Source organism: Peptidiphaga sp. (assembly GCF_057238965.1).
Genome location: NZ_DBHHEV010000016.1, coordinates 2,795 through 21,269 on the forward strand (window position 1 = coordinate 2,795; position 18,475 = coordinate 21,269).

14 protein-coding genes and 1 pseudogene are annotated in these 18,475 nt (G+C 64.5%); 4 read left to right on the plus strand and 11 right to left on the minus strand.

Features of this window, described 5'->3' with window-relative positions:
* A pseudogene (locus ACO48X_RS03460) lies at positions 1–588 on the minus strand (Tat pathway signal sequence); the annotation flags it as partial.
* A gap of 333 nt (positions 589–921) precedes the next feature.
* On the minus strand, positions 922–1,104 hold the full coding sequence (locus ACO48X_RS03465; protein ID WP_009200202.1) for a hypothetical protein: 183 nt from the start codon (positions 1,102–1,104) through the stop codon (positions 922–924).
* 276 nt (positions 1,105–1,380) lie between these two features.
* Between ACO48X_RS03465 and ACO48X_RS03470 the strand changes: the two genes are divergently transcribed.
* Positions 1,381–3,132, plus strand: a complete 1,752-nt coding sequence (locus ACO48X_RS03470; protein ID WP_485000570.1) for an ABC transporter ATP-binding protein — start codon at positions 1,381–1,383, stop codon at positions 3,130–3,132.
* On the plus strand, positions 3,129–5,096 hold the full coding sequence (locus ACO48X_RS03475) for an ABC transporter ATP-binding protein (protein WP_485000572.1): 1,968 nt from the start codon (positions 3,129–3,131) through the stop codon (positions 5,094–5,096). The genes ACO48X_RS03470 and ACO48X_RS03475 overlap by 4 nt, the downstream gene beginning before the upstream one ends.
* A gap of 171 nt (positions 5,097–5,267) precedes the next feature.
* On the opposite strand, the gene ACO48X_RS03480 is transcribed toward ACO48X_RS03475, so the two are convergent.
* From ACO48X_RS03480 to ACO48X_RS03490, 3 genes are read right to left on the minus strand one after another with little or no spacing between them, the layout of a single operon-like run.
* Positions 5,268–5,801: a dihydrofolate reductase gene (locus ACO48X_RS03480; RefSeq protein ID WP_485000574.1), complete on the minus strand. Its 534-nt coding sequence runs from the start codon at positions 5,799–5,801 to the stop codon at positions 5,268–5,270.
* Between the two features lie 16 nt (positions 5,802–5,817).
* Positions 5,818–6,621 (minus strand): thymidylate synthase, encoded by an 804-nt coding sequence (locus tag ACO48X_RS03485; RefSeq protein ID WP_485000576.1) that lies wholly within the window; start codon positions 6,619–6,621, stop codon positions 5,818–5,820.
* The gene (locus ACO48X_RS03490; protein ID WP_485000578.1) at positions 6,618–7,085 is read right to left on the minus strand and encodes a DUF2505 domain-containing protein; all 468 of its coding nucleotides are present in this window, start codon (positions 7,083–7,085) and stop codon (positions 6,618–6,620) included. The genes ACO48X_RS03485 and ACO48X_RS03490 overlap by 4 nt, the downstream gene beginning before the upstream one ends.
* Before the next feature lie 37 nt (positions 7,086–7,122).
* Here ACO48X_RS03490 and ACO48X_RS03495 point away from each other — a divergent pair, with 37 nt between their 5' ends.
* On the plus strand, positions 7,123–8,565 hold the full coding sequence (locus ACO48X_RS03495) for a sensor histidine kinase (protein WP_485000580.1): 1,443 nt from the start codon (positions 7,123–7,125) through the stop codon (positions 8,563–8,565).
* A gap of 106 nt (positions 8,566–8,671) precedes the next feature.
* Here the strand turns inward: ACO48X_RS03495 and ACO48X_RS03500 are convergent, their stop codons facing one another.
* The 5 genes from ACO48X_RS03500 to ACO48X_RS03520 all read right to left on the minus strand — a co-directional run bounded on the left by ACO48X_RS03500 (position 8,672) and on the right by ACO48X_RS03520 (position 14,308).
* Positions 8,672–8,926, minus strand: coding sequence for a WhiB family transcriptional regulator (locus tag ACO48X_RS03500; protein WP_484999036.1), 255 nt, complete (start codon positions 8,924–8,926; stop codon positions 8,672–8,674).
* A gap of 118 nt (positions 8,927–9,044) precedes the next feature.
* Entirely contained in the window at positions 9,045–11,633 is a 2,589-nt protein-coding gene (locus ACO48X_RS03505; RefSeq protein ID WP_485000581.1) for an FtsX-like permease family protein, read from the minus strand.
* Positions 11,630–12,370, minus strand: coding sequence for an ABC transporter ATP-binding protein (locus ACO48X_RS03510; protein WP_485000582.1), 741 nt, complete (start codon positions 12,368–12,370; stop codon positions 11,630–11,632). Before ACO48X_RS03510 ends, ACO48X_RS03505 begins: the two co-directional genes overlap by 4 nt.
* Positions 12,367–13,059 (minus strand): response regulator, encoded by a 693-nt coding sequence (locus ACO48X_RS03515; RefSeq protein WP_485000583.1) that lies wholly within the window; start codon positions 13,057–13,059, stop codon positions 12,367–12,369. Before ACO48X_RS03515 ends, ACO48X_RS03510 begins: the two co-directional genes overlap by 4 nt.
* Complete coding sequence (locus tag ACO48X_RS03520; RefSeq protein ID WP_485000584.1) at positions 13,052–14,308, minus strand: sensor histidine kinase; 1,257 nt, start codon at positions 14,306–14,308, stop codon at positions 13,052–13,054. Before ACO48X_RS03520 ends, ACO48X_RS03515 begins: the two co-directional genes overlap by 8 nt.
* A gap of 237 nt (positions 14,309–14,545) precedes the next feature.
* On the opposite strand from ACO48X_RS03520, the gene ligA reads away from it, so the two are divergent.
* On the plus strand, positions 14,546–16,927 hold the full coding sequence (gene ligA / locus ACO48X_RS03525) for an NAD-dependent DNA ligase LigA (protein WP_485000585.1): 2,382 nt from the start codon (positions 14,546–14,548) through the stop codon (positions 16,925–16,927).
* A 189-nt stretch (positions 16,928–17,116) separates the two neighbouring features.
* On the opposite strand, the gene ACO48X_RS03530 is transcribed toward ligA, so the two are convergent.
* On the minus strand, positions 17,117–18,376 hold the full coding sequence (locus ACO48X_RS03530; protein ID WP_485000586.1) for a phospholipase D-like domain-containing protein: 1,260 nt from the start codon (positions 18,374–18,376) through the stop codon (positions 17,117–17,119).
* Positions 18,377–18,475 lie beyond the last annotated feature (99 nt).

Sequence of the window (18,475 nt, forward strand, 5' to 3'; positions counted from 1 at the left end):
CGACTCCCAATCGTGTGTGTAGCAGTCGGAGCTGGACCAATAGTTGAGAGTGAGCGCCGTCCTTCCGCCGTGCTTTTTCACGACGTCGTAGGCGGCTTTGGCCTTTGCGTTGATCTCACGGGGGGAGGAGCCGGTCCATTCTCCGTTGAGCTCGTTGCCGATCTCCCAGATGCTGACCTTGTCGCCCATTGCCTTGAAGGCCTGCTCGGTTCGCGTTCTGATCCAATCGGCCGAGTGGTCGCTCAGCTCTTCGGAATCCAAGACTTCGATCATGATGTTCGCGTGGGGAGAAAGCGCATCGACGGCTTTCTTGTAGTCTGCGACGGGAACTCCCGAATCCATGACAAGACGTACGGTTAGACGGGAATTGTGTGATTTTATAACGGATACAGCCTTGCCAATGTCGTAGGGCGTATCTAATGTGACTCCCTTTAGAGGGAGCGAAGGCGCGGATGTGAGTGCCACTGGGTAATCTTCGTCCTCGTTTAGCTTGCTTCGATTGACTGTGAAGACCAAGGCCACTAAAGCCGTGACGACAAAGCCAACGAGTGCAAGACGGATCGGTTTGCTTAACGTCATATATATCATTGTGCCTCAAAGAGAGCTTGAAATGTGAAAACTGGGAAAAATTCACGTTAAATCCCTAAGTTCTTTTAGCCGTAACTCAGGGTTTTCCCAATCCTTTGAGGGAGTCAATGGAGACTTCAGCTGAGAAAGAACAGCTTTGCGCGGGAAGCTGCGTTTGCGTTTTCGGAGGGCCGGCTGCGGCCGTCGCCGATCGGAAAGGGGGCGGCGACGGACAAAATCACCGTACCAAAGTCGGCGGCGTTCCGGAGGGGCTCGGCATCTTGGCGATATTTTCGCGAACTGGCGGGGAAAACGATCTGGCCCCCGTTGGGAATGCCGACGGGGGCCAGGCGCTCAGGCTGCAAGCTCGGTCGCGTTTGCCTTCTCCCAGGCGTCTTGCGCCGCCTTCAGGCGGAATGCCGCGCGCTCTGCGCGAGACGGCGAAGCGTGACGATCGAGCGAAGCGAACTCTGCGCGAGCCGATTGCAACTCGGCTGCGGCGCGGTCCTTGCGCCGCGTTTCTTTCTCCTTATTCATTTGTACCTACTCCTCAACGGCGAACAGGTGAGGAACGCCGACACTTTCGTGCGTGCTTGCCGCTGGCGGCAAGCCAACGGCTGAGCGCCCTGCTGTGGCGCATCGTCTACGCAACGCAAGCGACCCTTCGCGTATTCCGTTTGCGTAGAAGGTATAAAGTACACTCATATGCGTGCGATTGCAAACTGGTGGCGAACGCCGCACCGGCAAAACAATGTTTGAAGTCTTGGGCGGAGTAGTGTTGAACGCCTACGTCGTGAGGAGAAGAAGGCAGCTATGCGGATAAGACAATTCATCGGCCGTCGAGAGTGGTTGCTCGCCGCGATCGCCCTGGCAACCATCGTCTTGCAGGTCTACTTCGACCTCAAGGTTCCCGAGTACATGCAGGAGATCACCAAACGCATTGTCACTCCGGGGACTCGCATGCAGGACGTCCTCGGGGAGGGCGCCCTCATGCTTGCGAGCGCGCTCGGCTCAATGGCCGCGATGGTGGCCACGGGCTATTGCACGGCCGTCATCGGGACGAGGGTCTCCCGCAGGATGCGCGCCGACGTATTCGAGAAGGTCCTGAACTTCTCGCTTCCCGAGGTCGGGAAGTTCGGCACGCCCAGCCTCGTCACCCGGTCGACCAACGACGTCAACCAGGTGCAGCTCTTCATCGTCATGGGCGTTCAGATGCTCGTCAAATCGCCGATACTGGCGGTTTGGGCGATGACCAAGATTTCGGGCGCCAACGGGACTTGGACGGCGGCGACGTCGATCGCGGTCGCCGTCCTCGTCGTTCTGCTGGGCGCCATAACCGCCGTCGTGATGCCTCGGCTCATGAGGATGCAGACAATCACCGACGACCTCAATCGGGTGACGCGCGAACACCTGACGGGCCTTCGTGTGATCCGCTCGTACAACTCCCAGAGGTTTCACGAAGGAAGATTCGAGGAGACGAACGCGGAGCTGACCCGCAACAACACGCAGGTGATGGTTGCTTTCGCGCTTCTCATGCCCGCCCTGACGGCGCTCATGACCGCCCTGACGCTCGCGATCTACACGCTGGGCGCGGGGATGATAGATTCTGCGTCTGGCGCCGAGAGGATCACCCTCTTCACGCAGATGGTCGTCTTCTCGGCCTATGCCTTGCAGATCGTCGGCGCCTTCATGATGCTGGCCTTCATCTTCGTGTTCCTTCCGAGGGCGAGGGTTTCCTGGAAGAGAATCCTGGAGGTGTTGGACGCGAAGCCCTCAATCCAGGACGGCGGGGCCGGCGTCGGCCGTTCGGGCCTCAAAGGCACGGTGGAATTCAAGAACGTCTCCTTCCGCTACCCCGACGCCGAAGACGACGCCCTCAAGGAGATCTCTTTCACAGCGGAGCCGGGGCAGACCGTCGCCGTCATCGGTTCGACAGGATCGGGGAAGTCCTCGATCGTCAATCTCATTCCGCGCTTTTACGACGTGCGCGAGGGGCAGGTTCTCCTGGACGGGCGTGACGTCCGCGAGTGGAAGCAGGAGGCGCTGCGCGATCGAATATCGCTCGTTCCCCAGAAGGCCACCCTTTTCTCGGGGACGATCGCCTCGAACATCGATTACGGGAAGGGGGCGAAGGAGCTCGCCCCCGCCGACGTCGTCGAAGCCGCACGCGTGGCGAACGCCTCCGAATTCATCGCAACGAAAGAGGATGACTACGCCTCGGCCGTCGCGCAAGGCGGATCGAATTTCTCGGGCGGTCAGAAGCAGAGGCTTTCGATCGCGCGGGCCGTGGCCCGCGACGGCGAGGTCATGATCTTCGACGATTCGTTTTCCGCGCTCGACTACAAGACGGACCGCGACGTGCGAGCCGCGCTGCGAGAGGCCGCTGCGGGGGCGACGATCATCATCGTCGCCCAGCGGATCGGCACCGTCCGGAATGCAGACAAGATCCTCGTCGTCGACAAGGGGAGGATCGTCGGCGCCGGAACCCACGACGAGCTTTTCGCGAACAATCCCGTGTACCGGGAGATTGCGCTGTCGCAGCTGAGCGAGGAGGAGCTGGCATGAGCGGAGTCAAAGAAACCTCGAAAGGACAGGGAACCGCCGAGACTTTGGGCGGGGGCGCCGCACAGGCCTCGGGCGGACGGGACGAGCGCGACCTCGACTCCGTTCGGCGCGGCCTGGAACTGGCCCGCAGCAATCGCGAAAAAGGCCTCTCCGAAGGCGACAACCTCACCTCTGACCTCTTCGGCGGGGACGGCGGAGGCGTGGACCGCAAGGCCATAGGCGCCATGGGCCCCACCGTCAAAAAGCTTCTCGCCTACGCCAGGCCGGTGCGGGCGCTGCTCGTCGCCGCGACGTTTATGGCCGTGGCGGGCGCGGTGCTCACCGTCATCGCGCCCGAATACCTGTCTGACATCACCGACGAGATCGAAAAGGGGCTCGCGGGGCGCGTGAACATGGACGAGGTGCGGAGGCTGACTCTCATCTCGGTTGCGATTCTCGCAGGGTCCTTCCTCTTCAACTTCGTCGAAGGCCTGCTCATGGTCCGTGCGACCCAGTGGACCGCCCGAAAGATGCGTTCGGACCTCGACCGCAAGATCGACCGTCTGCCCTTGGCGTACTTTGACAGGCAGTCGGTCGGCGACACGCTTTCCTGCGTTTCCAACGACGTCGACACCCTCTCGCAGACTCTCAACAACTCGGTCGCCTCCATCGTCAGCGGGGTCATCACGATTCTCGGCTCGGCGATCATGATGTTTGCGACTGAGTGGAGGATGGCGCTCGCGGGCATCGGCGCGGCCCTCATCGGAGTGGTCGGCTCGGGGGCGATCATGGGCGTCAGCCAGAAGCACTTCGTCGCTCAGCAGCGGCAGCTGGGCGCACTCAACGGCCACATCGAAGAGACGTACTCCGGCCATCCGGTCGTCCGCGCGTTCAACGCCGAGGAGAACGCGCGCCGGGAGTTCCATGAGCGCAACGACGCCCTGTACAAGAGCGCGTGGAAGGCGCAGTTCCTCTCCAGCCTCATGTGGCCGCTCATGGGATTCGTGGGCAATCTCGGGTACGTCGTCGTGTGCATCGTCGGCGCCGTGCTCGTCCTCGACGGAACCGTGGCCGTGGGCGTCATCGTCGCCTTCATGGTCTACATCCGCATCTTCACCAACCCCCTCGGGCAGATGGCCGAGGCCGCGACGTCGTTCCAATCCGCCGCCGCCGCAGGCAACCGGGTGTTCGAACTGCTGGACGAAACCGAAATGGACGCCGAATCGGACAAACCGGCCGGCGTCCCCGAGGTTCGGGGCGATGTCGATTTCGACCATGTGAAGTTCGGCTACGTCGAGGGGCAGGAGGTCATCCACGATTTCTCCGCGAGTGTCAAGGCCGGCCAGAAGGTCGCCATCGTCGGGCCGACCGGCGCGGGAAAGACCACGATGGTCAACCTGCTCATGCGTTTCTACGAGCTGTGGGGCGGCGAGATCCGGATCGACGGGATTCCGACGTCGTCCATGCGGCGCGAGGACGTCGACGCCCTCTTCTCGATGGTCCTTCAAGACACGTGGACTTTCGAGGGGACGCTGCGCGAAAACGTCGTCTACCGCAGCGAGGGGGTCTCGCCCGAGCGCCTCGACGAGGTCATGGACAAGGTCGGGCTTTCCGAGCTCGTCTCGCAGCTGCCGCAGGGATACGACTCCGTCCTGTCCGAGCAGACCACGCTTTCCGCCGGGCAAAAGCAGCTTGTGACGATCGCCAGGGCGATGCTCGCCGACAATCCGCTTCTCATCCTCGACGAGGCCACGTCTTCAATCGACACCCGCACAGAGAAGCTCATTCAGGAGGCGCTCGACACGCTCACGAAGGACCGCACGTCCTTCGTCATCGCCCATCGGCTCTCGACCATCCGCAACGCCGACGTCATCTTCGTGATGCGCGACGGCGACATCGTCGAGACGGGCAGCCACGAGGAGCTCCTGGCCCGCGGAGGCTTCTACGCGGAGCTGTACAACTCGCAGTTCGACACCGACGGCTGACGAGCCGAGCCGTCGCCGCTTTGGCTTGGCTTCCTGAGCTTAGCTGTTTTGGGCCTCCTGCGCTCCGCTGTTTGAAGGCGGACCCTTTCCGGCGCTCATTGCGCGCGGGAAAGAGTCCGTTTTCGCCGCCCGCCCGGTCTTAGCCGGGCTGGCTCAGATCCGCGACGGGCCTCAGCCCGCGACGGCTCGAACGACGTCGTCTGCATTCACACCCGGCCGGAAGTAGACGGTCACGCGATAGTTCAGCCTTCCCGATGCGAGCCAGCCCCGTTCGGGAAGTCCGGCAGCTTTCCGCCAGGAGCCGCCGATCGAGGGCGCGAAGGCGTCGGCGCCTTCGACGTCGACATCGACGTCGGTGACGACTAAGACGTCGGCGAGGTCGACGGCCTCGGCGTAAACGGCGGCGCCTCCGATGATCCAGGCCTGTTCGCAGTGCGACGCCGCCTCCGTCGCCTCGGCCAGGGATCGGACGGCCTCCGCGCCGTCGGCGGCGAAGCTCGGATCGCGGGAGAGTACGATGTTGCGGCGCCCCGGAAGCGGGCGAAACCTGGGCGGCAGCGACTCCCAGGTTTTGCGGCCCATGATCACCGGATGCCCTGAGGTCACCCGTCGAAAGAGCGCGAGATCCTCGGGGAGGCGCCACGGCAAAGCGCCGTCCTTCCCGATGGCTCGTGCGCGGCCCTGCGCCCAGATCGCTCCGAGCATCACACGGATCCGGCCTTCATACTGCCACGGGGGCGTGGAGCTTGGGATGGTGCCGATACCCCTCTGAGGCGTCGATGTCGTCCATCGCGTATTCGAATATCGACGGGGCCTTCTTCAGACGCAGCGTGGGGAAAGGATAGGGTTCGCGCGTCAGCTGCTCTTTCGCCTGCTCGACGTGGTTGAGGTAAATATGGCAATCCCCGCCCGTCCACACAAAATCGCCGACATCTAAGCCCGCCTGTTGAGCCATCATGTGCGTCAGCAGGGCGTAGGACGCGATGTTGAAGGGGACGCCGAGGAAAAGATCGGCGCTGCGCTGATAAAGCTGGCAGGAAAGCCTGCCGTCGGCGACGTAGAACTGGAACATCGCGTGGCACGGCTGCAGCGCCATTTTGTCGAGGTCGGCCGGGTTCCAGGCGCTGACGACCATTCGCCGCGAATCGGGGTTCTCCCGCAGCTGGGCGAGCACCTGCCGAATCTGGTCGATATGCCTCCCGTCGGGGGCAGGCCAGCTTCGCCATTGATAGCCGTAGACCGGGCCGAGCTCGCCGGCGTCGTCGGCCCACTCGTCCCAAATCGTTATTCCTCGCTCCTGGAGCCAGCGAACGTTCGTGTCGCCCGAAAGGAACCATAGGAGCTCGCCCTTGACGGCCTTCATCGCCACGAATTTCGTGGTGATGCGTGGAAAGCCCTCGGCGAGGCGGTAGCGGATCTGCCGCCCGAACACGGAGAGAGTCCCCGTGCCCGTGCGGTCGCCTTTCTCCGCCCCGTTTTCCAGGACGTCGGCGAGCAGATCCTCGTAGGCCCGATTGACCGTCATGAGCCCTGTTCTTCGATGACTTCCTCGACCAGCTTGGCGTCTTTGGCAAGCAGCCGATCGACCATTCCGGCGGCCCTCTTCTCGATCTTCCCGCCGAGGAGGGGGATCTTCACCTTGAGGGTGGCAGAGAGGTCGGCCGTCGTGGTCGCGTCGCCGGAAAGCTTGAGGGCCGCCGAAACTTCGGCGGGCAGACCGTGGGGATCGACGGTGTACGTCACGCCGTCGCCCGAAGCGACTGTAGTGATCGTCACTTTTGCGCCGTTTCTTGCGAAAGTCCGGGCCTTGGAGGGGAGCCGCTCAGCGGGGACGTTCACCACGGTCGTGGCCTTCGAGCCGTCGACCGTGTGCGTGTAGTCGTCAACGCGCGCCAGCTTGGCCCGCTTGGCCGCCAGCTCGGATGAGAGAAGCGCCTGCGTGACGGCGCTCGGGCTCGCGTTGTAGGTCTGTGTGGTAGAGATATCCATGCCATCTATTGTGCACGACCGCGGTAGGCTAAGGCACATGCCTTCGCTTTCGAACATGCTCGCCCGCGCCCGCGGCCTCACCACGGCGGACCAGGAATGGATTCACCAGCTTGTGGGGGATTGGCAGACGATAGCGGACGTTTCCTTTTCGGACCTCCTTCTCATCGTGCAGGACGTGGGCGGCTGCACAACCGTAGTGGCGCAGTGCAGGCCGGCCACGGCGAGCACCTTCTACGAGAACGACATCGTGGGGCGTCAGATCGAGCCGTGGCTCGCCGAGGCGATCGACGAAGTCCTCGACGGCGGCGTCGAACGGCTGATCCCTCGCCAGGGGTTCAATCTCAAAGTGGTTCCTGTTCGCCGTGAGGGAAAGGCCGTCGCCGCGCTGTGCGTCACCGAGGCCGACTCGCTGGACGTCGTTCCGGTCCAGGTGCCGGCGCTGACCACCAATTATTCGACCATCTCTTCGCAGCTCGTCCACATGGTGACGACGGGCGAGTTTCCCTTCGACGGCAGGCCGACCGGGTACAGGCACGGCACCCCGCGCATGACGGACGGATTCGTCCACCTCGATCCTGAGGGCGTCGTGCTCTACGCGAACCCGAACGCGGTCTCCAACTACCATCGGCTCGGGATCGGGGGGCCAATCGTCGGCAGCCTGTTGGCCGAGGTCATCACGGACGTCATCGAGGACCACAGCGTCGTGGACGAGGCGCTCCCCGTCGTCGTCATGGGGCGGGCGCCGTGGCTCGCAGAGGTCGAGGCCCACGGCGTCATCCTTTCGCTGCGGGCGGTGCCCCTGAAGGACAGGGGCAGGAAACTGGGCGGGATCCTTATGTGCCGCGACGTCACGGAGGTGCGCCATCGCGAGCTGGAGCTGCTGACGAAGGACGCGACTATCCGCGAGATCAACCATCGGGTGAAGAACAATCTCCAAACGGTCTCCGCCCTTTTGCGCATGCAGGCGCGCAGCGCCGGCGTGAACGCGGAAACGAAGCAGGCCTTGGAGAACGCCCAGCGTCGCGTGGCGACGATCGCCCTCGTCCATCAAACGCTCTCGGAGACGGTCGAGGAAAACGTCGATTTCGGAGAAGTGTTCGGCGCACTGCTCAACCTTGCGCGCGACGTCGCGTCCACTGACGTGTCGGTGACCACGCATCTCACGGGCGATTTCGGCAAAATCGATGCGACGAAGACGACGTCGCTTGCCGTCGTGCTGACCGAGCTTGTGTCCAACGCCGTCGAACACGGCCTGGTCGACGGCGGCCACATCGAAGTGACGGCGGACCGGGACGGCGATCGCCTGACGATCGACGTCGAAGACGACGGCTTGGGAATCGCAGACGGCGGGCCCGGCAAAGGGCTGGGCACGAAAATCGTCAAAACGCTGGTCGAGGCGGAGCTTCGCGGCTCAATCCAGTGGCGCTCGCGCCCGGGAGGGGGCACTCGAGTTCATATCGAGGCGTTCGTCGGCAAGTAGAAAAGGCTCATAGGCCGCCCAAAGCCTCCCGACGGGCAGGGGCGAGACGGCCAAGCGAGGGCGCGCAAACCCGGCGGCGCTGCGGAGCGCCGCCAGAGCGCCGTCCCTATGCCAGACTAGAACGGCGTGCGCGTGCCGTTCTGCGCTTGAGCGAACGTCGCTCTTCTTCGGAAAGCCCGCCCCATACGCCAGCGTCCTGGCCTGTGTCCAAGGCCCATTTGAGGCAAATGTCTTGGACGGCACAACGATTGCAAACTCGCTTGGCCTGCTCGACCTGCGCGATGGCCGGGCCCGAATTGCCTATGGGGAAGAACAGCTCCGGGTCCTCAGTGAGGCAGGCAGCCCGGTGACGCCAATCCATATCGATGTATCTCCTTCGTGTGTTAGCACGCCGTGCGTGATGCGTGCAGTTAATAAGGGTGGCAGGTTTCAGCCTCCACGTAAAGACCTTTTTTCGTGATGTTCGGCCTTCCTTATGCTCACGAGTTGGACTTGCGGCCCACTAGCCTTGCGGACTGGGCCAAATGTCTCCCGGTTAACGTCCTTAAAGTGAAATAAATCACTAATCCGATTGTTGTCGCCTCGGCAAGGAGAACACAGACGAGGCCGAGGAGCGGAAGTGCGCCTCTCACCGAGCCGCCCATGCACGAGAAGAATGCGGCGCCCACGCCCGAGGAAACCAGGATTCCCAGAAGCGTTCCAGGGATCATTCCCGCGGATGCAAGCCCGCATTGGCGCCAAGCCTCCGCCCGCCTAATCGAGCCCCCGGATGCGCCTATCGCGCGAAGAATCTCGAAATCGCGCCGTTTGGCCGAGAGCGAGAGGGAGATCGCAAGCGACGCGCCGAGGCCAGATGCGACCGCCAAGCCTGTGAGCGCCCCGGTCAGCAGACGCGCGATCGAATCGACGGCGGCGGAATAGGCGGATCGTTGACGCAGCAAGGCAGATGTGACCTTCGCGAACGCGTCGCCGCTGGCTTCGTTGACGTCGTGGGCGATGGATCGGACCTTTTCGACGACGGGCTCGTCGCCCCGCGTTCTCAGCCACAGGGCTGCGGGCGTTCCGACGTCGTCGAGCTTCCGCAAGTCTTTCAGCGAGACTGTGGGGGAGGCCACGCCGCCGAAAGCGACCGACAGCTTCAGCTCCTTGCCGTCGCGCCCCGTCAGGGTGATCGTCTTCTTGGCTGTTTTCGCGGTGCGCATGCGCTCGGGAAGGGTGACGGTCCCCGTTTTCTCGTACGCCGGATGCGAATCGCCTCGCAGGGCTGACGAGGCGCGAACCGGATCGACGGCGGAAAGGGTGAGTTTGCCGAAGTCCGAATTGACCTTGGTTTCATAGACCGGCACAACGGCGGCGACATTGGGGTTTGCCGCGGCGGCCCTTTCCTGTGAGGCGGTGATTCCGAGGCCGACGCCCTCCGAGTCAGTCGCCTGGCGCACGTCGACGTCGCGTGGGAAGGAGGCGTCGATGGCGGCGAGCGCGTTTGCGTGGGCGACTCCCGCCGCGACCGCCGCCGACGACAGCAGGAAGGTCGAGGCAAACAGCGTTGCCATGGCAGCCCGGGCGAGCTTGCCCCTCGTTCCTTGCTCCCCTTGCTCCCGCGAGCCGAGGAAGGCAAGGCGGACTCGGTTGCGTCCGCCGCCCAAGCTTCCGACGAAAAGGTTGGCCAGCGGAATTCCAAGCCTTCGCGTCACGGACGGCGCGAGCCCGACGATTCCTCGGAAAAGGGCCAAAGCGCCGATGACGACGAGCAGGGGCCCCTCATTGCCGCCCGGATTGGAGAAAAAGACCCCTGTGAACGTCACGGCGGCGCCCGCTCCGACCAAACCAAAGGCGACTGTAGGCCGGATGGTCTTTCCGTCGCCGGGAGCGGCTGTGAGGGAATCGTCGACGACCTCCAAGGGGACGGCCTCGCGAGAGCGGAAAACGAAGGGGGTTGCGGTGGAAATCGCGACGAAAGCGCCGGCGGCGAGGGCAAAAAAGCCGTAGAGGGGGTTAGACTCGACGCCCGCGGGAAGCACGGCCGCAGCCGGATCGCCCAAAACGAGCCGCGGCACGAGCTTTGTCAAGCTCATGCCGACCGCAGCCCCGATGGCCGAGGCGACGCCGCCCACCGTGACCGCCTCCCAGGCGATCATCCTGCGTATGCGGCGCGAAGAGGCTCCGAGGGTCGCCAGGAGCGCGAGCTGACGGCGCCGGGCGGCGCCCGCCGCCCGGAAGGCGTTCCAAGCGACGGTCCCCGCCAAACCCAGCGCGAACAGGGCGAAAGCCACGGCCATGGCGGCCGCGCCGAAGCTCGCGCGCGAAAGGCTTTCGCCGAGGCCCCGCTCGTCCTCGCCGAGTCGGGATTCGACCGAGGCGCCGGGAATTGCGGAAAGGTCGGCGAGCATTTCGGCGTCCGAATGGCCGGCGGCGCTGATGGCGTAGACGGTCGTTTCGGCGTCGGCGGGCGGGCGCCCCTCCCGGTTGCGCCATTCTTTTGCGGCCTCCGGGGTGATGTAGCCGGCGAACGAATGCCCGCCCCGGGCGACGCGGTGGAGCTCCTTGTAGACGCCCGTCACTCGCATGCCTATGGAAAAAGACTGGGAATCCGAGGAATCGGGGGTCTTGTAGTAGACGGTCACCGTCATGGTGTCGCCCGCCTTGAGGCGCATCTGCTGCGCCGTCGTTTGGCTTATGGCGATCTCGTTCGTCAGCTTCGGCTTCTTTCCCTCAAGCAGCCGGTAGAAGCCGAAGCGCGCATTCGGTGTTTCGGTCACCGTCAGAGCCTTCGATGCGGTGGTGCGCGTGATCGCCGCGCGGTGAATCTGCTGGGAGTAGACTTCCCCGACGGATTTCAAGCGTTCGACGGATTTCGCGACATCCCGGTCTTGAGCGGCTTCGGCCACCGTGACTGCGGCCTGCGCCTGTCCGAAGTCGCCCGCGGGCGCGGCCGGAAAGGCCGTCCTCACGTAACTTGCCACGGCCAGGCACACGACTGTCAGGGCGCTCGCGACGGCAATGGCGAGCGCCGCCAGAAGGTACCTCACCCGGTTGGCCAGGATCGAGCCGACGAGTTGGTCTATCATCCCGGCCCCGAGCGTAGGCTCAGCGCCTCAAGGGCGGTGAGGATGGAAACTGGAGTGGGGTCGGATATCTCGCCGGCGACGCCGCCGTCGGAGAACAGGACCACCCGTTCGGCCAATGCCGCTTCCGCCAGATCCTGGGTGGACATGAGCACGGTCTGCCCGAATTCCCGCACGCAAAGGCGCAGCAATTCGACGATCTCCAGCGAGGCCCTCGCGTCGAGGGAATGCGCGGGATCGTCGGCCAAGACGACGGAGGGGCGCCCCAGGACCGCGCGGGCGACGGCGACGCGCTGCTGCATCGCCCGCGGAAGGCGGGCCGGAAGCTCGTCCATGACGCCCGCGATGCCCATGGTCCTGACCACCGACGAATACCAGCCTTCGTCGGCTTTCTCGCCCCGCAGCCGCATCGGAAGCTCAATGTTCTGGCGTGCCGTTTGATGAGGCAGGAGGTTCTCCCCGGGGAAGACGAAGCCGATGTGTTCGGAACGGATCCGGGCCAGCGCTTCTTCGTCGGCAAAGGGGAGTTCGAGGTCGGCGACCGTCACACTTCCCGACGTCGGGGCGTCCAAGCCTCCCACGATGTGGAGGAAGGCAGACTTTCCCGCGCCGGAAGGCCCCAGGATCGCGGCGAACCGTCCCCTGGGGAAGGCGAGGCTCACCTCGTTCAAGGCGCGAACGGCAAGCGGCCCCTCGCCGTAGACCTTTGTCAGCGACGACGCCGAGAGGATGTCAGTCACGTCAGATCGCCCGGACGAACGAGGCCGGCTTCATAAGCGAGGACGACGGCCTGAACGCGGTCGCGCGCACCGAGCTTGTAAAAGATGTGGCCGATGTGGGTCTTGATCGTGGCCTCCGCCACCGTCAGGGTCTTCGCAATCTCGCCGTTGGTCTGCCCCTGCGCGACGAGCTTGAGCACCTCGATCTCGCGCTCGGTCAGCCCGTCGAGGATGTGCGGGTCGGTGGCCCGCATTGCGGTGGCCTCCTTGGCCAGCTTCTCGACCAGTTTCTTCGTCGACGAGGGGCCGATCACGGCGTCGCCGCGGTGGATCGTCCTGATCGCCTCGAGCATCTGGTCCGGCGGCGCGTCCTTGACCAGGAATCCCGAGGCGCCGGCCTGGACGGCGCCCATGATGTACTCCTCCTCTTCGAACGTCGTGAGGATGAGGATTTTCGGGGAGACGCCGGTGGGAAGCGGTTTGGAGGTGATCGTCGCCGTCGCTTCGAGCCCGTCCATGACGGGCATCCTGATGTCCATGAGGATGACGTCCGCGGGCACGACGGTCAGGCGTTCGAGGGCGATTTTGCCGTTGCTCGCCTCCAAGACGACCTTCATGTCGTCCTGGGAGTCGATCACCATGGCGAAGCCCGTCCGCACGAGGGCTTGGTCGTCGACGAGACCCACGCGGATTTTAGATACCTCAGTCATGTTCGCTCCTATTGCTGTTGTCGAGGTGAGGAATTGGAATGGATGCGAGGACGCGGAAGCCGCCTCCGGGGCGTGGGCCGGATGTGACGCTGCCGCCGAATGCCGACGCGCGCTCCGACATTCCGATGAGGCCGTGGCCCTTTCCGTCGCTCGGGGCCGCTGCGCCGCGCCCGTCGTCGTCGACTTGTAAGAGCAGGGCCGCATCGGTGGTCTGAAGCAGCACGGTGATGTGGGGCGTCGGGCCCGCGTGCTTGAGAGAGTTGGTGATGGCTTCCTGGCAGATGCGGTAAACGGCGTTTCCGACGCCGACGGGAAGCGTGCGCGACTGTCCCGTGCGGACGAAGGAGACCTTGACGCCCGAATCGCGCACGTTCCGCACGAGCGTCTCCAGGTCGCGTTCGATCGGCTGAGGAAGGGTCGGCTGCTCGTCGCCTTCGGACTCCCGAAGGACCCCGATGATCGAGCGGATGTCCTTGAGCGCGTCCCTGGCCATGTCGGAAATGGTGGCGAGGGCGCGGGTGGAGGCTTCGGGGTCTTTCGTCGCCGCGTAGCGTCCGCCGTCGGCCTGCGCGATGACCACCGAAAGCGTGTGCGCGACGATGTCGTGCATTTCTCGGGCGATGCGCGAGCGCTCCTCGAGCACGGCGAGCTCTCTCTCGGTTTTCGCGGCGGCCTGCGCGTCGTTGGCGATGCGCATGAGCGAGAGCATTTTCGCCAGCTGCGAGCGCCTGGCGAGGGCCAGGCCGTAGACGGCGAGGGTCACGGCCATGATGTACGTGACGATTCCCAGGAACGGACCCCACGTCGCCCAGTCGTTGCGTATCGCCCCGCCCATCGTGAGGGTCGGGATCGCGATGAAGAACGATCCGAGCAGCGTGAGGCTCAGAACGAGGCGGTGGGCCCACACGGGCCCGTAGACGGTCACGGCGTAGACCGCGGCCACCACGGCGAAGTCGGCGAGGGTGATGTTTGCGGGCTCGAGGAGGAGATGGACGCCGGCTCCGCAGAGAATCGTCAGCGCGCTCGGCACGGGGTGCGTGCGCCGAAAGGCCATGGGGACGGCGTAGGCCAGCCCGATGAGAAGGCTGGCAAACCAGCCGAGCCCTTGGCGCTCTATCGGAAGCTGGGTGAAGGGGATGAGGAAGGGAGTTGGCTGGAACCAGAAAAGGAGTCCGACGAGTAACGCGGATACGACGTCGATGGGGCTAACCCCCTTGAACGTCACATAGCCACGCCACACTTGTGCCATAGACACAAGGATACGGTCAGGCAGCAGAAAATAGGTCTACGGACGGAGGAGGTTTGCGTGTCGCTCGCATGGTATGTCTGAAATTTCCATGCGAAAGCGTGAAAATTAGCCGGGGTCGCATGGAATTAGTGGCATGCGCCATGTTTTCTTGTGTGCGCGACCGGTCCTTTGGGGGGATCCTCGGCCCTTCGCGAGGATGAGCGAGCCTCGAGCCGTCCGATGGTCCACAATGGTGAGGTGACTGAGAATTTCGGCGACGCCCGCGAGCGTTGGAACGAGATAGCCCCCCTCGTGTCTTCAGCCCAAGCGGCCTATCATTCGGGCGACGAGCCGATCGTCACCGACGAGCACTACGACCGGCTCGTCCGGGAATTGCGGAGCCTCGAGGCGGAGCATCCGGAGTTGGCGGTCGATTCCTCGCCTGCCCAGTCCGTCGGCGCCCCCGCAGCCGCGGGCTTCGAAAACGTCACACACCTCGAAAGGCTCTACTCGTTGCAGGACGTCTTCACCCTCGACGACCTCAAAGAGTGGTACGAGGGGACCGCCGGGGCCGCGAGATGCACCGCCGAGGTGAAAATCGACGGTCTGGCCGTCAACCTTCGCTACGTCGGGGGCGAGCTCGCCGTCGGCGCGACGCGCGGCGACGGGGTGACAGGGGAGGACGTCACCGCGAACATTCGCACCATTTCGTCCGTGCCTCGGTCCTTGAAGGGGGATTTCCCCGACGTCGTCGAAATTCGGGGCGAAGGCTTCATTCCGCTCGCCGAATTCGACGGCTTCAACGCGCGGCAGAGGGCCGCCGGGCTCAAGGAGTTCGCCAATCCCCGCAACGCAGCGGCCGGATCGCTCCGGCAGAAAGACCCAAAAGCGGCGGCCGAACGTCCGTTGGATTTCATCGCCCACGGCGCCGGGCGCATCGACGGGGCGTCCTCGGCCGTAGACGAGAAGCTGGCGAGCCAAAAGGGCCTTTACGAGCTTTTCGAGGAATGGGGTGTGCCCGTTTCCCCGTATGCGCGGCTCGTCTCAAGCTGGGACGACGTCGAAGGATTCGTCCGCGAGTACGCCGATTTGCGATCTGATCTCATTCACGGCATCGACGGCGCCGTCTTCAAAATAGACTCGCGCGCCGAACAGGAGGACTTGGGGGCCACGTCGCGCGTGCCCAGGTGGGCCGTGGCCTACAAATATCCGCCGGAGGAGGTCGAGACGCGGCTGCTCGACATCAAGGTGCAGGTGGGGCGCACGGGGCGCGTCACCCCCTTCGCCGTCATGAAGCCCGTGACGGTCGCCGGGTCGACCGTCGCGCAGGCGACGCTTCACAACCCCTCGGAGGTCGCGCGCAAGGGCGTGCTCATAGGCGACGTTGTCGTCGTGCGAAAGGCCGGCGACGTCATTCCCGAGGTTCTCGGCCCCGTGAGGGCGTTGCGCGACGGGAGCGAGCGCGAGTGGACGATGCCGTCCGTCTGCCCGTCGTGCGGGACCGAGCTGGCCCCGCCCAAGGAGGGGGACGTCGACATCCGCTGCCCCAACGCCCGCTCGTGCCCCGCCCAGCTGGCCGAGCGCGTCGCCTACATCGGCAGCCGCGCTGCCCTGGACGTCGAAGCGCTCGGCGAGGAGACCTCGCTGTGGCTGACCGATCCCGAACGCCGCCGCCCCGATGCGCTCATGGCTTTTGCGAAGGGGCGCAAGCTGCACATCGAGGGCGAAGACGGCCGCACCCGCACGGTCTTTGCGTCGCCGGAGAAACTGCGCGAACTCGGCGTCGTCGACCACGACGGCGCGATAATCGACTCCGAGCACATCGTCGCCCCGGAGGTCCAGCGGAGCTTCGGAATTCCAGCCCCCCAGACGCCCGCGCTTTCCTCGGAGGCGGGGCTCTTCGCGCTTGCCGCCGAGAGCGTCCAAGACGTGTGGATATGGCAGGAGGTTCGGGTCAAAGGCGAGCCGACGGGCGACTTTCGCCGTGTCCGGGCGGCCTGGACGAAGCCGAAATGGCGCCGTCCCCAGGGCAGGCCCGCCGAGCTCGCGTCGCCTTCGAAGCCGGGAAAGATGATCGAGCTCGTCGTCGCAGAATTGCAGGCCGCCCGAACGAAAGAGCTGTGGCGAAAGATCGTCGCGCTGTCGATTCGGCACGTCGGCCCGACCGCTGCGAAAGCGATCGCTTCGGCCTTCGGGTCGCTGGGCGCGGCCAGGGAGGCCTCCGTCGAAGAGATAGCGCAAATCGACGGCGTAGGCCGGGTCATCGCCCAGTCTTTCCTCGACTGGTTCGATGTCCCCTGGCACACCGAGGTCGTCGATGCCTGGGAGGCCGCCGGTGTCGCTTTCGCAGACGAGGCCGCCGAAAAACAGGAGCTTCCGCAGACCCTGAAGGGGATGACCGTGGTCGCCACCGGGACGCTCGCTGGCTACACCCGCGATTCGGTCAAGGAGGCCATCGAGGCCAGGGGCGGCAAGGCAGCCGGAAGCGTCTCGAAGAAGACGGCGGCCGTCGTCGTCGGGGCGAATCCCGGATCCAAGGCTGCGAAAGCGGAGTCGATGGGCGTGCCGACGCTCGACGAGGAGCAGTTTGAGGAGCTCCTTCGCACCGGCGAGATTCCGACGAGGACGCCGCAGACGTGAGGGGGGGGGAATGCCCCGGCCCCGGCGTCCGCTCGGAAAACGGCGCCTGTTCCTAGAAGAGCGCTCACTCGGAAAACGGCGCCTTTCCTAGGGACGCTCGCTTCGAAACCCGCGCCTGTTCCTGGAAGGGCGTCCGCTCCGAAACCGGCGCCTAGTCCCAAAACGGCAGGCTCTTGAAGCGGTCTGCTCTCACAGCAGCGGCGCCAGAGGGCGCAGAACCGTCTCGAGAACCCTGTCGCGCCTTCCGCGCGCCTGCCACTGCTCGAGGGTCAGCTCATGCGAGTTGGCGAGATCGACCTCGAATATGCGCTCCATGGCCGCGGCGAATCCGGCGTCGAAGACCTCGACGTTGATCTCGAAGTTGCCTCGAAGCGAGAGCCGGTCGATGTTTGCCGTGCCGACGGTGGACCACCGTCCGTCGGCGGTCATCGTCTTGGCGTGGACCATGGCTTCCTCGTAGAGGAAGATTCGCACCCCCGAGCGCAGAAGGCGCTCGTAGTGGGGGCGCCCCGCCCAATCGCCGACGATGTGGTTCGAGTACTCGGGGATGAGCACGCGGACGTCGACGCCGCGGCGTGCGGCGTTTGTCAGGGCGATGAGCATCGGCTCCTCGGGTATGAAATAGCCCATCGTGATCCACACCCGGACGGCGGAGCGGTTGATGGCGTCCATGTACAGGGCGCTGATCGGGAAGACGTTGAGGGCCGGAGTGTTCATGACCGCGCGGACGGTGGCGTCCCAGTCGGTCACGCCGTCGTCGGCGATGGCCGGATGATGCTTCTTGCGGTAGTCGTTCCACATGTCGATGAAGGCGTCGTCGAGCTCCCAGGCGGCCGGCCCCTCGATTCGCACGTGGGTGTCGCGCCATTCGTGGGCGTAGAGAGTGCCAATGTTGTACCCGCCCACGTACCCGATGCGCTTGTCGACGGTGAGGATTTTCCGGTGGTCCCGCCCCTTGTCGCGCGCGCGGCCGTTGAACAGGCCGGGGCGGACGAAGGGGAAGAGGAGCGTGTGCAGATGCTCCATCTTCGGCAGACGGCGGAAACGAGGATCCTGATTCGCGTTGCCCCATGTGTCGATGATCACGTATGTGTCGACTCCGCGCTGCGCCGCTTCAATGAGGGCGTTGCGGAACTCCGCCCCCGTCTCATCGGCTTTGATGATGAACCATTCGAAGAAAATGCGGTCCTTGGCGGCGCGGATGTCGGCGAGCATGGCGTCGTAAAGCTCGCGGCCGTAGGTGAAGATCGTCATCGAGTTTGGCCCGACCTGCGCGTTTTGGGGTGGAAGGTGGGGGAAACGGCCCGACTGGGGCGCCCTCTTTTTCCGCATGGCGTCAATGACGCTGACAGTGGCGATTGCGGCGGCCTGCGCGGCAACCGTTCCCAAAGCCCACCATTTGGCGGCGGAAAGGACATGGCGCTGCTTGGGGCCACGGAATTTTCGCATGGTCCAACTGTATAGAGAGAGACGTCGTTTTCGCATCGGCCGCTCCGTGAAAAACTACCCCGGACGCGCCCCGGCGAGTTCGCTTGCAACCGCGTAATA

Coding starts and splice junctions, on each gene's coding strand:
- ACO48X_RS03465 (WP_009200202.1), bottom strand. CDS start 1,104: ATGAATAAGGAGAAAGAAACGCGGCGCAAGGACCGCGCCGCAGCCGAG.
- ACO48X_RS03470 (WP_485000570.1), top strand. CDS start 1,381: ATGCGGATAAGACAATTCATCGGCCGTCGAGAGTGGTTGCTCGCCGCG.
- ACO48X_RS03475 (WP_485000572.1), top strand. CDS start 3,129: ATGAGCGGAGTCAAAGAAACCTCGAAAGGACAGGGAACCGCCGAGACT.
- ACO48X_RS03480 (WP_485000574.1), bottom strand. CDS start 5,801: ATGCTCGGAGCGATCTGGGCGCAGGGCCGCGCACGAGCCATCGGGAAG.
- ACO48X_RS03485 (WP_485000576.1), bottom strand. CDS start 6,621: ATGACGGTCAATCGGGCCTACGAGGATCTGCTCGCCGACGTCCTGGAA.
- ACO48X_RS03490 (WP_485000578.1), bottom strand. CDS start 7,085: ATGGATATCTCTACCACACAGACCTACAACGCGAGCCCGAGCGCCGTC.
- ACO48X_RS03495 (WP_485000580.1), top strand. CDS start 7,123: ATGCCTTCGCTTTCGAACATGCTCGCCCGCGCCCGCGGCCTCACCACG.
- ACO48X_RS03500 (WP_484999036.1), bottom strand. CDS start 8,926: ATGGATTGGCGTCACCGGGCTGCCTGCCTCACTGAGGACCCGGAGCTG.
- ACO48X_RS03505 (WP_485000581.1), bottom strand. CDS start 11,633: ATGATAGACCAACTCGTCGGCTCGATCCTGGCCAACCGGGTGAGGTAC.
- ACO48X_RS03515 (WP_485000583.1), bottom strand. CDS start 13,059: ATGACTGAGGTATCTAAAATCCGCGTGGGTCTCGTCGACGACCAAGCC.
- ACO48X_RS03520 (WP_485000584.1), bottom strand. CDS start 14,308: ATGGCACAAGTGTGGCGTGGCTATGTGACGTTCAAGGGGGTTAGCCCC.
- ACO48X_RS03530 (WP_485000586.1), bottom strand. CDS start 18,376: ATGCGAAAATTCCGTGGCCCCAAGCAGCGCCATGTCCTTTCCGCCGCC.